Below are 14157 nucleotides of genomic sequence, written 5' to 3'. Positions count from 1 at the left end.
CGGCCACATCGAGCGGGCCAACCGGCCCAGCCGGGACCATTTTTGCTGTCGTTGGTGCGGGCTCGCCGGCCCCGCTGACGTCGTCGCCGGGGTCAGCGTGCGCGACCGCGCACGCTCGGCGTGGGTGTTCGTCACCGCACCCGCACCCTCCCCCTAAACCAAAGGGGTTAAGGGTGGATGCGACCCGTGACCGTCCTGTCGTAGGGGACAGTCGGGAGCGCGACGAGGTGTGAACGACCGAGTACACAAGCTCGACCGTTCACGGCCGAGAAGGTGACAAGGGTCTTGGTGAGCCGTGTTGGCCGCGCGCATGAGGGTGCAGCGGGCGGCGGCGTTTGCCGCGATGGCTGGATATCACCGGCGGGCGACAGCCGGGTCGCCCGCCGACGCGGGGGATCAGGCGTGGTTGAGCCCGTACCGGGGGCCGAGAACGGCGACTGCCTTCTTGAGCTCCTCGCCGACGTCGTCGAGACGATCCGCTTCTGCGGGGTCGAGGGCCGCACTGATCGCCGCTATCGGCCTGCCGTCGGATGCCAACAGGGGCGTGGCCACGGCAAAGGCGTCCTTGAACGTGACTCCGCGGTTGAAGGCGAGTCGGCGTAGCGTCGCCGACGCTGCTCGACGACCCCAGGTTCCGCACGCAGAAGGACCGGGTCGCCCACATCGACGCGGTCGACGAGCAGGTCTCTTCCCTCACCAGGACGCGGACGCGGGCCGAGCTGGTGCGGGACCTGCAGGCCGCCGGTGTGCCCTGCGCGCCGGTCAAGTCGATCCGCGAGGTCGACTCCGACGAGCACCTGATCCAGCGCGGCATGATCCAGTACGTCGAGCACCCCGCCAGGGGCCGGGTGCCGGTTGCGGGATGCCCTCTGAGGCTCAGCGACTCGCCGGTGGGCCCGCTGCGGGCCGCCCCGCCGCTGGGCGAGTCGACGCGGGAGGTTCTCGCGGAGCTTGCCGGCCACGCGGATGCGGCCGGCGAAGCCGGCACCCAGATCAATGATGAGGATCCCAGGCATGTTCACACCTGAACCCGGTACTCCGCTGGCGGAGTACTACGACCAGACCCAGCCGCGGACCGGAGCCGTCCTCTCGCGCCGGAGCCTCGGCACGCTGGACGCAGTGAGCATCGGCCGCTACGCACTGACCATCGGCGCCGCGGACCCGGTCCACTACGACGCCGCGGTCGCACGTTCGGCCGGGTACGCGGATGTCGTGGCGCCACCGAACATGCTCGCCGCGATCGTGGAGTGGGGGATCGGCACCCCCGAGGCCCAGCTTCAGCCCGACGGAACCCCCCTCGGCGGTGACACACCCCTCGGTGACGGCGACCTCGGGCTGCGCGCCATGGGCGCCGGCGAAGAGATGGAGTTGGTCAACCCCGTGACCGCGGGCACGGAGGTCATGCTCGAAACCACCCTCGAGGCGGTCACTCCCAAGCAGACCCGCGGCGGCACCTGCGTGTTCGTCACCACCCTCCACACGTTCACGTCCGCCCAGGGTGCCGTCCTCAACCGCAACCGGCGCACCGTCGTACTGCGCAACCCCTTGCAGGAGTCGTAGTGTCCATCAACTACCAGGTCGGGGACACGCTCCCACGGCTCAAGCACACGGCTACGGCCTTTCAGCTGTTCCGCTACAGCGCGGTCACCTGGAACCCCCACCGCATCCACTTCGACGAGCCCTACGCACGCGAGGAGGGCCACGGCGGTCTCGTGGTGCACTCCCACCTGCGAGCGGCGCTTGCCCTGCGCTGTGTCACCGAGGCTCTCGGCCCCGACTGGCGCGTGACGAAGGTCGCCTACCGCCTGCGCAAGCCCGTCTGTGTGCCCGCCAACCTGGCCTATACCGCGCGGGTGACCCACATCGAGGGCGACCGCATGACCCTTGAGCTCGCCGAGGAACACCCCTCCGGCGAGGTGGGGTTCGAAGGGACGGTACTGGTCAGCAGGGCCGAGGGAGAGAACGTCGGCGGTCTTCGCTCCTCTGCACCGGAAGATTTGGCATGACGTCAGCATCAGAACGGGGTCGGCGCCCCCTCCGCGTCGGGAACTGCTCCGGCTTCTACGGCGACCGCGCCTCGGCCATGGCCGACATGGCCCGAGCGGGCGGCATCGACGTCCTCACCGGTGACTACCTCGCCGAGGTCACGATGCTGATCCTCGGGAAGGCGCGCGCCAAGGACAGCACGAAGGGCTTTGCGACCACCTTCCTGCAGCACCTCGACGTGGCGCTCGAGCACCTCGTCGACAACCGGATCAGGCTCGTCGTCAATGCCGGAGGACTCAACCCCGCCGGGCTGGCCGCCGCGACCCGCGAACTGATCGCACGCCAGGGTCACGACCTGCGGGTCTCCCATATCGAAGGCGACGACGTCTTCGGCAGCCTCGACGGTCTGCGGCAAGTGGGCCATTGCCTGCCGCACCTGACGAGTGGTCAGCCGCTGTCGGACTGGCCGCACCAGCCGCTGACGGCCAACGCCTACCTCGGCGGCTTCGGCATCGCGCGCGCCCTCCACGACGGCGCCGACATCGTCGTCACGGGCCGCGTCACCGACGCCTCCCGGGTCGTCGGTCCCGCCGCCTGGTGGTGGGGTTGGACGCCTGACGACCACGACGCCCTCGCCGGCGCGGTCGCCGCCGGACACGTCATCGAGTGCGGGCCTCAGGCGACCGGCGGCAACTTCTCCGGGTTCCGTTCCGTCCCCGACCTCGTGGAGCCGGGGTTCCCGATCGCCGAGATCGCCGCCGACGGCTCCTCGGTGATCACCAAGAACCCGGGCACCGGCGGCGTGGTCACCCAGGACACGGTCACCGCCCAACTGCTCTACGAGATCGGTGAACCCGCCTATCTCAACCCCGACGTGACCGCCCACCTGGACACCGCCACGCTGGCAGACGTCGGCGAGGACCGCGTCCGGATCAGCGGCGTGCGAGGCTCGGCGCCATCCAGGACGACCAAGGTCGCGATCACAGGGGTGGGAGGCTGGACGAACAGCGCGATCCTCGCGCTGACCGGCACGGACCTCGACGCGAAGGCCGCCCTCTTGGAGGGATTCGTCCACCGCTACGCCGAGGCCGCCCGCGGGCTCGACGCGGTCGCCGTCGAGCGCATCGGGCGGGCCCAGCCCGATCCTGACACACAGAACGCGGGAACCGAGCTGCTCAGGATCACTGTGCAGGGGACGCAGCAGGCCGCCGGGCGCGGCTTCTCGTCGCGCGTGGTCGAGCTGGCCCTGTCCAGCTATCCCGGGCTGTACTCCCTCGGCCCTCCGCAACCGGGGTCCGCGTTCGGTGTCTACTGGCCGGCACTGCTCGACCAGCGGATGCTCCAGCACACGGTCCACCACTACGACGGCACGACCGAGATCATCGTCCCCGGCAACCCGGACGGCGCCGGTGGCGAGGTGATGCCGCAGGCCGAGCAGGCGCTCGCGCCATCGGTGCCTGTGCCCCGGGCGGACGAACTCGTCGTCGCCCCACTCGGTGAGATCGTGCACGCCCGCTCCGGCGACAAGGGCGGCGACGCGAATCTCGGCGTCTGGGTACGCGACGGTGCGGCATGGGACTGGCTCAGGTCGACCCTCACCGTCGACGAACTGCGACGCCTTCTTCCCGAAACACGCGGACTGGAGATCTCGCGCCACGAACTCCCCAACCTGGGCGCGGTCAACTTCCTCGTCCGAGGACTGCTCGGGACCGGCGCCACCTCGACACTGCGGCTGGACTCGCAGGCCAAAGCACTCGGCGAATGGCTGCGCTCACGGAGCATCAAGGTGCCGCGATCTCTGGTGCGATCCTGACGACGCCGTGACCCGACAGACCTCACAGTTGGACGGGCAGGTGGCGCGGCCCGCGGAAGATGGGCGTTCTGCCGGTAGGGGGGTCAATCAGGCGTGCCGTGCCGAGGTGGGGGATCAGTGCGCCGAGCGCGGCGTAGGCGCCCAGCATGAGCCGGGTATCGGAGGCTCGCACGGTGACTGCTCCAGGGACGCCGCCGGGCCCGCCCGTCAGCCCAGCGCGTGGTCGAGGTTGAAGGCGGCGCTGATGAGGGGCGAGGTGGGTGAACGCTTGGATGAATTGCCCAGTTGCTCTCCGGTGTGGCTGATCTCCTCGGCGTACAGGCCGAAATGGTTGGCGTAGGTGAGCATCTTCTCGAAGGCAAGACGGGCTTCGTCCAACGCGTTGCCCGCCTGGCCGGCGCCGCGCCGATCATCGCCGTCGACCCGCTGCCCGACGCCCGGGAGCGTGCCCTCCGACGCGGGTGAGGGCTTCGACGTACCAGAAGGAGCAGATGGCGAAGGTGCCTTCGTTGGGTGCTGCATCGTCAGCCAGGCGAAGCCCCCGAGGAACCTCGCGATCGTCTCGGCGGGCCGGGCGAGATGGTGCTCATACGACCCCGGGAATACCCTCCACGTCCAGCGCTGCCGCGTCTGAGAAGAGCTCCGGCGCGGCCAGGGCGCACTCCGCCCAGACTGTCTTGCCACTTCGGGCATGGCGCGTTCCCCAGTGTTCGGAGAGTTGGGCGACGAGGAACAGACCTCGCCCGCCCTCGTCGAAGACACGGGCCCGGCGCAGGTGCGGAGTCGTGCTGCCGGCATCCGCGACCTCGCACATGAGGGTGCGATCGTGGATGAGACGCAGCTGGATGGGGGGCCGGCCGTAGCGGATGGCGTTGGTGACGAGTTCGCTGACGACCAGTTCGGTGGTGAAGTCGAGTTCCTCCAGTCCCCAGGTGGTCAGCTGCTCGGAGACGCTCGCTCTGGCCCGGGCGACCTCGGCCGGGTCGGCATCCACGTCCCAGGTGGCGACCTGACGGTCTCCGAGGGTGTGGGTGCGGGCCAGGAGGAGTGCCACGTCGTCGTGCGGTCGGTCTGCGGGCAACAGCGCTTCGAGGACGGTGTCGCAGGTCGCCTCCAGGGAGGCGGGGGAGTGCGCGAGGGCGTGGCACAGTCGGGTGAGGCCCGCCTCGACGTCGTGGTCGAGGGCCTCGATCAGGCCGTCGGGGTAGAGGGCGATGAGGCTGCCCTCGGGCAGGTCGATCTCCGCCGCCTCGAACGGCAGGCCGCCCAGGCCGAGTGGCGGGCCGGCGGGCAGCTCGAGGATGTCGGCGGTTCCGTCCCGGGTCATCACGACGGGCAGCACGTGGCCCGCGCGGGCGAGGGTGCAGCGGCCGGCGACGGGATCGTAGACGGCGTACAGGCAGGTGGCCCCGATGTCCCCCGCGGATTCGGTGTCCGTTTGGGCAGAGACTTCGGCGGCCAGGCGGATGACGACGTCGTCCAGGTGGGTGAGGAGTTCGTCGGGCGGCAGGTCGATGTCGGCGAGGGTGCGCACGGCGGTCCGCAGTCGGCCCATGGTGGCGGCGGCGTGGATGCCGTGGCCGACCACGTCGCCCACGACGAGGGCGACCCGGGCACCGGACAGCGGGATGACGTCGTACCAGTCGCCGCCCACGCCGAGTTGGGCGGCAGCAGGCAGGTAGCGGCAGGCGACCTCCACGGCGGACTGCGCGGGTGTACTGCGCGGGAGCAGACTGCGCTGGAGGGCGAGGGCGGTGGCACGTGCGTGCGTGTAGCGCGAGGCGTTGTCGATGGCCACCGCGGCCCTGGCCGCGATCTCCTGGGCGAGGAGCAGGTCCTCGTCCCCGTACGCGTCGAGCTTGTGGTGACGGAAGAACTGAGCGACACCCAGCGTGGTCCCACGGGCGCACAGCGGTACCAGCAGCATTGATGCGGACGGACCGAGGTGGTGCCGTGAGGGCCGGCCGGTGACCAGGGCGCGAGCCGGTGGTGATCCGTCCGGATACCTGTGGAGCTGCTGCGGCGGAACCGACGACTCCCCGGAGATCGCTTCCAGATAGGTCGTCTCGGGGTAACCGTCCATCACCGACCGCTGGGCGACCCGGCGGACCACGAGTGTGCCCTTCGCAGGAGGCTCTTCCCCGAAAGACGTGTCGAGGAGGTCGACGGTGACGGCGTCGGCGAAGTGGTCGGTGGCCAGGTCCGCCAACTCCTGGGCGGTGCGGGCGATGTCCAGGGTCGTCCCGACTCGTACGCTCGCCTCGTTCACCACCGACAGCCGCCACTGCACCCGGCGATCCCGCTCCTCTTGGAAGGCCAGGACGCCCGTCTCCGATATGCGGTCCATGTACTCGGTCGCCAGCGCGATCAGCTTGCGTGTCGCCGCGTTGATCGGCTCGGCATCGCTGCTGAGCCGGAGCAGTTCCTCGAGCAGCCGGTCGAGGACACGGCCCTGTGCGAGCCGGAAGGCGCGCAGCATCGCTGTGACCGGCTTCCCGCGCTGAGCCAGCCGACGCGCGCGCTCTGCGTCGGCGGCTGGCGGATCGATCCGCCTTGGCTCGATGCCGTGCTCGATGCCGAAAAGTAGTGCGACGACGTGCTCGGCGACATTCTCCCCCGTCATCTGTGCGATGTCTGGTTCGTCCCACAGGTCGGGGACCTCGCGCCGCAGGCATTCCTCTACGTCGTGGATCAGCTCGTCCGCTCGCGGGCTGAGTTCACGCGCAGCGCAAGAGGGAGACTGTCCGCGGTGAAGTCCACATTGACGACGTTACGCCGTCCTGGTGGACCGTGAAGCCTCAGCTGGCCGCATCTGGCTGCGCGGTGCCTGGGAGGAGCCCGGCCTCACGGCCTGGTCGTGGTCGAGGACGAGGGTCCGCGCGGCCACCGGCGGAGGGGGTGGCGCTCACGGCTTCCGGTGTCCACGGGGCCTGGCGCAGAGCCGGTGCTCCGGCTCAACCGAGGCCGGGCAGGGGGCGCCGGGTGACCTCATGGGCGTCGTCCGGCGGGACGCCCAGCATGCGCAGGACCATTTCGGCCAGGTCCGAGGCGGCCTCGTCCCCGTCGAGGTCGGGGCGGGCCAGCCGCAGCGCCACGAGGGACATCAGCGTGCCGCCCAAGGCGGACAGGGCGGTGGTCGCGTTGCGGGAGGTGAAGCGGCCCGAGGCGATGCCGTTCTCCAGGTCGCGCAGGGCTCGCGGGGCGAGTCCGCGCTCGGAGTGGATGTAGGCCAGACCGCGGTCACGCAGGATCCGCATGAGTTCAGGGTGCGAGTCGGCCATGCGGGCGGTGAGCCGGAAGCCCGCGGCGACGAGCTCGGCCGGGTCGTCGATTCCTTGTACGCGCTCGTCTATGACCTGCCCGAACTCGTCCAGGGCGTCTGTCACCGCGGCGTCGAACAGCTCCGTCTTGGACTCGAAGTGGTTGTAGAAGGAGCCGAAACCGACGTCCGCGCGCTCGGCGATCGCCTGGATGGTGGCGCTGGTGTCCCCGGTCTCCGCGAGGATCTGCCGGGCCGCACGGACGAGCGCCTGACGCGTCTCGGCACGGCGCCGTTCGAAGCGGTTCTTAGGCGGGGCTGACGTCGGCATACGGCGAGTGTAACAACCGCCGCGATGAGTCTGCCATTACTGATGAGATTATCAATTATTTGGGTCCACTCTATTGACGATGGGTAACGGCAAAGTTGATGATTTCCTCATTACAGCAGTGTTGCTTGGAGGACACCATGTCCCACACCCCCGTTAACAGGGCCGCTCCCCAGACGCCCCACCAAGACCTCCACAGTGAGCAGGGGGCCCTGCGCGGAGAGCACCCCGGACGTTCCCGGAATCCCGTGATCAAGGCGGCGGATCTGGCCTGGCTCGAGTTCGAGAAGCCGGACCTGGACCGGGCCGAGGTCTTCGCGCGTGACTTCGGGTTCGCGATCGCCGCCCGCACCGAGGGGGAGCTGTGGCTGCGCGGCACCTTCGCGGGCTCACCCTGCATGGTCATCCGGCGGGGGCGTGCGTCCCGGTTCATCGGGCCGGCGTTCCGCGCGACCGAGCGGGCCGACCTGGACCGGCTGGCCAGCGCCACCGGCAGTACCGTCCGGGACATCGGCGTACCGGGCGGCGGGCAGTCGGTCGCCCTGCTCGATCCCTCGGGCCTGCCGGTCCGGGTCGTGCACTGCGCCGAGCAGCTGCCCGCCCTGCCCGAGCAGGAGCCGCTGATCCTCAACTTCGGTACCGATCACCGTCGTACGAACGCCACCCAGCGTCCGCCCCGCGAGCCGTCCCGCATCCAGCGGCTGGGCCATGTGGTGCTGGAAACACGGGTGTTCGCCCGCACCCTGGACTGGTACCTGGACACCCTCGGGATGATCGTGTCCGACTTCCTGTTCCTGGACGGGCAGCGCGGGCGCGGGCCGACGATGGCGTTCATCCGGTGCGACCAGGGGAGCGTGGCCGTCGATCACCACACGCTGGCCCTGCACCTGGGGCCTGGCACCGGCTACGTCCACTCGGCCTACCAGGTCACCGACCTCGACACGATCGCCGCCGGTGGGGAGTACCTGGCCGAGCGGGGCTACAGGCGCAGCTGGGGCATCGGCCGGCACATCCAGGGCAGCCAGCTGTTCGACTACTGGCGCGACCCCGACCACTTCATGCTGGAGCACTTCGCCGACGGCGACCTCTTCTCCTGCGACCTGGACCCCGGCTGGGCCCCGATGTCGGCGAGCGGCCTGGCCCAGTGGGGCCCGCCGGTCACCCGCGACTTCCTGGGCGCCAGCCCGTCCCCCGCCAAGCTGCGCGAGGTCATGACGGCCCTGCGTGGCGACAACGAACTCGACCCCGCACGCCTGCTGGGCCTGATGAAAGCGATGAGCTCATGAGCACCAACGTTCTGCGCACCTCCGACGGCTGGTGGGTCGTCCGGGACGAGCGCGCCGTCCGCGTCGAGACCAAGGCCGTCACCACCGCCGAACTGCTGGCCGACCGGGAGGCTGTCCGCGAAGCCGCCGCCTCCGCCGAGAGCGGCACGCCCGTCGCCGACCTGGTGGCGCTGCCTCCGGTCACCACCCCGTGCCGGGTGGTCGCCCAGATGGTCAACTACCGCAGCCACGCCAAGGATTCGGGCTTCACCGGCGACATCCCGCCCACCTTCTTCCGCAAGGCGTCCGGCTCGGTCAGCGGCCCCCACGACCCGATCATCCGCCCCGCGCACGTGAAGTTCCTCGACTACGAGGTGGAACTCGGCCTCGTCATGGGCGCCACCCTGCCCGTGGGCACCGTCGTCGAGGAGCAGGACCTGCCGCGCTACGTCGCCGGCCTTGTCCTGACCAACGACGTCAGCGCCCGCGACGTCCAGCTGACCAAGACCCAGTTCTACGAGAGCAAGTCCTATCCGACCTTCACGCCGACGGGGCCGTACCTGGCCCTGCTGGAGCCCGAGGACTTCGCCCATCTGCTGAACCTGCGGCTGCGGCTGTCGGTCAACGGCGTGTCGCGCCAGGACCGCACCCTGGCCGACATGATCGTACGCCCCGCACAGGCGCTCACCCTGCTCGCCCGCTTCCAGACCCTGGACCCGGGCGACCTGCTGCTGACCGGCACTCCCGGCGGTACCGCCCTGAAGGCCCCGCCCAAGCCGGCCGAGAAGATCGCTGCGCTGCTGCCGCCCGCACTGAAGTGGAAGGCGTTCTTCAAGGGCCAGGCCAAGAACCCCCTCTACCTGCAGAACGGTGACCTCATCACCGCCACGATCGCCACCCCGGACGGGCGGATCGAACTCGGCGAGCAGCGGACCCCCGTTACGGACGCTCCATGAAGGCCGCATCCCAGAGGCCGGTGGTGATCATCGGAGCGGGACCCGTCGGGGTCACGGCCGCCCTGCTGCTCGCCCGGCACGGAGTGCGCAGCTTGCTCCTCGAACGCCACGGGGACATCTACCCCCTGCCGCGCGCGGTCGTCGTGGACGACGAGATCCGCCGGATCCTGCAGAGCGTCGGTGTCCACGAGGAGTTCGCCGCCATCGCCCGCCCGGCGCCCGGGCTGCGGCTGCTGGACGCCCGGCGCCGCGTGATCACCGAGTTCCCGCGGTCCCTGCACGGACACCACGGCTTCCCGCAGACCAGCATGTTCGACCAACCCGAGCTGGAACGCCTGCTGCGCGACGCCCTGAAGCGGCGCCCGGAATGCGAGCTGTGGAGCGGGGTGGAGGTGGTGTCCGTCACCCAGCCCGTCCCACGGGACACCGACGGACCGAATGATCCGACGGGTCCGGTCCGGGTCACCTTCCGGCGCGACGGCAACGACGAGGAGGAGCACCTGTGGGCCGATGCCGTCCTCGGCTGCGACGGTGCGGGCAGCCTCACCCGTGATGCCATCGGCGCCGTGTGGGAGGACCTGCACTTCGAGGAGAGCTGGCGGGTCATCGACGTGCGCACCAGCCGCCCGGTGCGTACCTGGGAAGGCGCCGAGCAGATCTGCTGCCCCACCCGGCCGGCCACCTTCATGCGCGTCGGCGAGGACCGCTACCGCTGGGAGTTCCGACTGGCCGACGACCAGAGTCTGGACGGCCCGGACGGATGGGAGCGACTGCGCGAGCTGGTCGCCCCCTGGGTGGACCTGCCGCCCGACGCCTCGCAGGGCGAGGACTTCGAGGTGATACGGCAGGCTCAGTACACCTTCCAGGCCCGTCTCGCCGACCGGTGGCGCAGGCGGCGTGTCTTCCTGCTGGGCGACGCCGCCCACCTCACCCCGCCCTTCGTCGGGCAGGGTCTATGCGCGGGCCTGCGCGACGCCCGCAACCTCACCTGGAAGCTCGCCCGCGTCCTCCAACAGGGCGCACACGACGGGCTGCTGGACACCTACGAACGCGAGCGCAAGCCGCACGCCCGTCATGTGATCCGCGTGGCGGTCGCCGTCGGCTGGGCCATGACCGGTGGACAGGACCGCGGTGCGGCGTTCCGCCGGGCCGTCGTGGGCACGGTCTGTCGCATCCCCGGCGTGACCGAGGCGGTGAGCCGTGACCTCAGCCCCGCCCTGACCGCCGGTCCACTCGTACGGCGCCGCCCCAGGCTGACCGGCCGCGTGCTGGCCGGCACCTTCTGCCCGCAGCCCTGGATACGACATGACGGCAGGCGAGTGCGCCTCGATGACGTCCTCGGGGACTCCTTCGCGGTTCTGACCGCTGTTCCGCCCACGGTGCAGATGGCGGCCGTGGCCGCGGCGCTGGGCGCCCCGACCATCCACGTCGACGACCTGGGCGACGACGGCACCCTGGCCGGCTGGCTGGCACGCGGCCGTGCCGACGCCGTCCTGCTGCGCCCCGACCGCGTCGTGATGGACATCGTCCCGTCCGGCACCGGTGACTTCACGGAGACCGTCGCCTGGGCCCCCCTGCTGCACACGGCCCGCCGCACCGCCGACGCCCGGCCCGTGACAAGGAGCACCACACCATGACCACCCCGCACCTGGCGCCGTATCCGGAACCCTTCTTCACTCCCGACCCGAAGTCGGCCGTGCGCAGCCGTATCGCGGACTTCGCCCGATGGGCGGCCCGGCACCGGGGCGCCGAAGGGATCCAGGACCCCACGGACTACCGGGCCCTGCATCATTGGTCCGTCACCGACCTCGAAGGGTTCTGGGCCGCGGTGTGGGAGTACTTCGACATCGCCGCGACGACTCCGTACGAGCGGGTGCTGGCCGAGGAGACCATGCCCGGCGCCCGCTGGTTCCCCGGCGCCACCCTCAACTACGCCCACCACGCGCTGCGCAACCTGCAGCCGGACGCTCCCGCGATCACCGCCCTGGACGAGACCGGAGCCGGCTACGAGATCACGGGCCGGGAGCTGCGCGCCCGGGTCGCCTCCGTCGCTGCCAGCCTGCGCGACCTGGGCGTCGGACAGGGCGACCGGGTGGTGGGCTATCTGCCCAACACCCCCCACGCCATCGTCGCCTTCCTCGCCACCGCAAGCCTGGGCGCGGTGTGGTCGGTGTGCGGCCAGGACTACGCACCCAAGGCCGCCGCCGACCGTTTTGCCCAGCTCGAACCCACGGTGCTCATCACCGCGGACGGCTACCTGTTCAACGGCACCACCCACGATCGCCGCGCCGCCTCGCTCGAACTCGCCGCCGCCCTGCCGACGCTGAAGGCCACGGTGCTCGTGGACCACGTGGGCCTTGCCTGGCCCGAGGGCGGGAACTCGGGGCTGACCGTGCCCTGGGAGGACGCGGCCACCCGCGCCGAGTACCTCACCATCGCCCCGGTGCCGTTCGACCACCCTCTGTGGGTCGTCTTCTCCTCCGGCACCACCGGCCTGCCCAAGGGCATCGTCCATGGGCACGGCGGGGTCCTGCTCGAACACCTCAAGATGCTCGGCCTGCACACCGATCTGGGCACCGGCGACCGCCTGCTGTGGTACACCACCACCCACTGGATGATGTGGAACCTGGTCGTCTCCACCCTGCTGACCGGTGCCACCACCTGCACCTACGACGGCAGCCCGGCACCGCAGGCGCGTCCGGATGTCCTGTGGGAGCTGGCGGCCCGTCACAGGGTCACCGTCTTCGGCACCAGCCCCCAGTACCTGCTGGCCATGGCCAAACTGGGCATCGAACCCTCCGCGCACGACCTGTCGGCCATCCGCGTCGTCGGCTGCACCGGCTCCGCTCTGCCCGCATCCGCCTACCCCTGGGTCCGCGACCACGTGGGCGCCGGCGTCCAGCTGGCCTCCACCAGCGGCGGCACGGACATCGTCTCCGGCTTCGCCGGCAGCGCCTCCACGACCCCCGTCTGGGCGGGGGAGCTGTCCGCCCCCAGCCTGGGCGTGGCGCTGGCCGCCTACGACGCGACGGGCACCCCTGTCCTCGATCAGGTCGGCGAACTGGTCGTCACTCGCCCCATGCCGTCCATGCCGCTGTACTTCTGGAACGACCCCGACGGCAGCCGCTACCGCGACGCCTACTTTGCCGCCTACCCCGGGGTGTGGCGGCACGGCGACTGGATCACGCTCACCTCGCACGGCTCGGTGATCGTCCACGGCCGCTCCGACGCCACCCTGAACCGCAACGGCGTGCGCCTGGGCAGTGCCGACATCCACGACGTCGTCGAACATCTCCCCGAGATCACCGAGGCCCTCGTCATCGGCGCGGAGGAACCTGACGGCGGCTACTGGATGCCGCTCTTCGTGGTCCTCGCCGACGGGGTCGGTCTGGACGACTCCCTGCGCGACCGGATCCGCGACGCGATCCGCGCCGGCGCCTCACCCCGTCACGTCCCCGACGAGATCATCGCTGTACCGGCTCTCCCGCACACGAAGACCGGCAAGAAGCTCGAGGTTCCCGTCAAGCGTCTGCTCCAGGGTGCCCCCGCCGAGCAGGTCCTGAACCCCGCGGCGGTCGACAACCCCGAACTGATCGCCTACTTCGCCCGGTTGGGCGCGGAGCGGAACAAGCGGTCAACTCACCACACATGAGTCGGCCAGGGGACCACAGGCCCACGTGACAGCACCAGGTCCTTGTGCCCCGCCCGGCTCCGCAAACCCCGTCCCCACGGGGTGGTGCCGGGGCGGTCAACCCGCCCCGGCACCACACACAACCGAAGTAAGAGAGAAATGATGAGCATGACCGACCGCGAACCGCAGGCCCTCGATGTCCTCGACGACGCCGGACGAAAGGTGCTGTTCACCGAGGCCCGCACCGCGAACACCTTCGCCGAGGTGGCCGTTGCCGACGACGAACTCGCCATGATCTGGGAACTCGCCCGCTGGTCGCCGAGCGCCGCCAACGGCCAGCCTCTGCGCGTGCTCTTCGTGCGCACCCGCGAGGGCAAGGAGCGACTGGTCCGGCATCTCGACGAGGGCAACAGGGCCAAGACGCTCAGTGCGCCGGCCGTGGCGATCCTGGCGTACGACGTCGACTTCCACGAGCAGATGCCGACAGTCTTCCCGGCTCGCGGCGACATGCTGCGAGCGGCGTTCGCCGACCAGATCGACGGGCGCGAGAGCCTTGCCGCCTACAACTCGGCACTGCAGACCGGGGTCTTCCTGCTCGCGGTCCGCGCGGCGGGGCTCGCGGCCGGTCCCATGGCGGGCTTCGACAAGGCCGGCGTGGACGGGGAGTTCTTCGCCGCTACCAGCTGGCGCTCGCATCTGGTGGTCAACATCGGTCACCCCGGTGCGGACCCGTGGTTCCCGCGGCTGCCTCGCGTGCCCGTCGAGGACGCCGTCGCCTGGGCCTGACGGCACTGCCGCCGCACGGCGGTGACAGGCCCCATGCCGTGGGCGCCGGTGCTCTTCCGAGTACCGGCGCCCATCCCTTCACCGAGGTGGCTGTGACGGATTTTCCGCAGAGGTGTCAGGACACGGGAACGGG

12 protein-coding genes and 2 pseudogenes are annotated in these 14157 nt (G+C 70.5%); 9 read left to right on the top strand and 5 right to left on the bottom strand.

The window, feature by feature from the left end; all coding sequences use genetic code 11:
- Positions 1-396 precede the first annotated feature (396 nt).
- Positions 397-552 carry a hypothetical protein gene (locus ACIBK0_RS30145; RefSeq protein WP_399086837.1) on the bottom strand — a complete coding sequence of 52 codons (156 nt, stop codon included), beginning with the start codon at positions 550-552 and terminating at the stop codon, positions 397-399.
- A 59-nt stretch (positions 553-611) separates the two neighbouring features.
- On the opposite strand from ACIBK0_RS30145, the pseudogene ACIBK0_RS30140 reads away from it, so the two are divergent.
- The 4 genes and pseudogenes from ACIBK0_RS30140 to ACIBK0_RS30125 form a co-directional block, all read left to right on the top strand.
- Positions 612-1028, top strand: a pseudogene (locus ACIBK0_RS30140) (CoA transferase); the annotation flags it as partial.
- A complete protein-coding gene (locus tag ACIBK0_RS30135; RefSeq protein ID WP_399086834.1) occupies positions 1015-1560 on the top strand; it encodes a MaoC family dehydratase N-terminal domain-containing protein in 546 nt (181 codons plus the stop codon). The pseudogene ACIBK0_RS30140 and the gene ACIBK0_RS30135, both read left to right, overlap by 14 nt.
- A complete protein-coding gene (locus ACIBK0_RS30130) occupies positions 1560-2006 on the top strand; it encodes a MaoC/PaaZ C-terminal domain-containing protein (RefSeq protein WP_399086831.1) in 447 nt (148 codons plus the stop codon). Before ACIBK0_RS30135 ends, ACIBK0_RS30130 begins: the two co-directional genes overlap by 1 nt.
- On the top strand, positions 2003-3799 hold the full coding sequence (locus ACIBK0_RS30125) for an acyclic terpene utilization AtuA family protein (RefSeq protein WP_399086828.1): 1797 nt from the start codon (positions 2003-2005) through the stop codon (positions 3797-3799). The genes ACIBK0_RS30130 and ACIBK0_RS30125 overlap by 4 nt, the downstream gene beginning before the upstream one ends.
- 22 nt (positions 3800-3821) lie before the next feature.
- On the opposite strand, the gene ACIBK0_RS30120 is transcribed toward ACIBK0_RS30125, so the two are convergent.
- From ACIBK0_RS30120 to ACIBK0_RS30105, 4 genes and pseudogenes are all read right to left on the bottom strand, one after another.
- Positions 3822-3971 carry a hypothetical protein gene (locus tag ACIBK0_RS30120; protein ID WP_399086825.1) on the bottom strand — a complete coding sequence of 50 codons (150 nt, stop codon included), beginning with the start codon at positions 3969-3971 and terminating at the stop codon, positions 3822-3824.
- Between the two features lie 35 nt (positions 3972-4006).
- Positions 4007-4367: pseudogene (locus tag ACIBK0_RS30115) on the bottom strand (hypothetical protein); the annotation flags it as partial.
- An 18-nt stretch (positions 4368-4385) separates the two neighbouring features.
- Entirely contained in the window at positions 4386-6422 is a 2037-nt protein-coding gene (locus ACIBK0_RS30110; RefSeq protein ID WP_399086822.1) for a SpoIIE family protein phosphatase, read from the bottom strand.
- A 331-nt stretch (positions 6423-6753) separates the two neighbouring features.
- A complete protein-coding gene (locus tag ACIBK0_RS30105; protein ID WP_399086819.1) occupies positions 6754-7389 on the bottom strand; it encodes a TetR/AcrR family transcriptional regulator in 636 nt (211 codons plus the stop codon).
- Positions 7390-7526: 137 nt separating this feature from the next.
- Between ACIBK0_RS30105 and ACIBK0_RS30100 the strand changes: the two genes are divergently transcribed.
- From ACIBK0_RS30100 to ACIBK0_RS30080, 5 genes are all read left to right on the top strand, one after another.
- A complete protein-coding gene (locus tag ACIBK0_RS30100; RefSeq protein WP_399086816.1) occupies positions 7527-8672 on the top strand; it encodes a VOC family protein in 1146 nt (381 codons plus the stop codon).
- A complete protein-coding gene (locus ACIBK0_RS30095) occupies positions 8669-9607 on the top strand; it encodes a fumarylacetoacetate hydrolase family protein (RefSeq protein WP_399086813.1) in 939 nt (312 codons plus the stop codon). The genes ACIBK0_RS30100 and ACIBK0_RS30095 overlap by 4 nt, the downstream gene beginning before the upstream one ends.
- Positions 9604-11244 carry a bifunctional 3-(3-hydroxy-phenyl)propionate/3-hydroxycinnamic acid hydroxylase gene (locus tag ACIBK0_RS30090; RefSeq protein ID WP_399086810.1) on the top strand — a complete coding sequence of 547 codons (1641 nt, stop codon included), beginning with the start codon at positions 9604-9606 and terminating at the stop codon, positions 11242-11244. Before ACIBK0_RS30095 ends, ACIBK0_RS30090 begins: the two co-directional genes overlap by 4 nt.
- Positions 11241-13259 carry an acetoacetate--CoA ligase gene (locus ACIBK0_RS30085; RefSeq protein ID WP_399086807.1) on the top strand — a complete coding sequence of 673 codons (2019 nt, stop codon included), beginning with the start codon at positions 11241-11243 and terminating at the stop codon, positions 13257-13259. The genes ACIBK0_RS30090 and ACIBK0_RS30085 overlap by 4 nt, the downstream gene beginning before the upstream one ends.
- 147 nt (positions 13260-13406) lie before the next feature.
- On the top strand, positions 13407-14024 hold the full coding sequence (locus ACIBK0_RS30080; protein WP_399086804.1) for a malonic semialdehyde reductase: 618 nt from the start codon (positions 13407-13409) through the stop codon (positions 14022-14024).
- Positions 14025-14157: the final 133 nt, after the last annotated feature.

The organism is Streptomyces sp. NPDC050564 (assembly GCF_044457265.1).
In the GTDB taxonomy this organism is placed as follows: Bacteria; Actinomycetota; Actinomycetes; order Streptomycetales; family Streptomycetaceae; genus Streptomyces.
This window is presented reverse-complemented; position numbering and strand designations above follow the sequence as displayed.

Bases quoted from the DNA above. Each gene is read 5' to 3' on its own strand.
- ACIBK0_RS30135 (WP_399086834.1), top strand. From the start codon at position 1,015: ATGTTCACACCTGAACCCGGTACTCCGCTGGCGGAGTACTACGACCAG.
- ACIBK0_RS30125 (WP_399086828.1), top strand. From the start codon at position 2,003: ATGACGTCAGCATCAGAACGGGGTCGGCGCCCCCTCCGCGTCGGGAAC.
- ACIBK0_RS30110 (WP_399086822.1), bottom strand. From the start codon at position 6,422: ATGACGGGGGAGAATGTCGCCGAGCACGTCGTCGCACTACTTTTCGGC.
- ACIBK0_RS30105 (WP_399086819.1), bottom strand. From the start codon at position 7,389: ATGCCGACGTCAGCCCCGCCTAAGAACCGCTTCGAACGGCGCCGTGCC.
- ACIBK0_RS30100 (WP_399086816.1), top strand. From the start codon at position 7,527: ATGTCCCACACCCCCGTTAACAGGGCCGCTCCCCAGACGCCCCACCAA.
- ACIBK0_RS30095 (WP_399086813.1), top strand. From the start codon at position 8,669: ATGAGCACCAACGTTCTGCGCACCTCCGACGGCTGGTGGGTCGTCCGG.
- ACIBK0_RS30090 (WP_399086810.1), top strand. From the start codon at position 9,604: ATGAAGGCCGCATCCCAGAGGCCGGTGGTGATCATCGGAGCGGGACCC.
- ACIBK0_RS30085 (WP_399086807.1), top strand. From the start codon at position 11,241: ATGACCACCCCGCACCTGGCGCCGTATCCGGAACCCTTCTTCACTCCC.
- ACIBK0_RS30080 (WP_399086804.1), top strand. From the start codon at position 13,407: ATGACCGACCGCGAACCGCAGGCCCTCGATGTCCTCGACGACGCCGGA.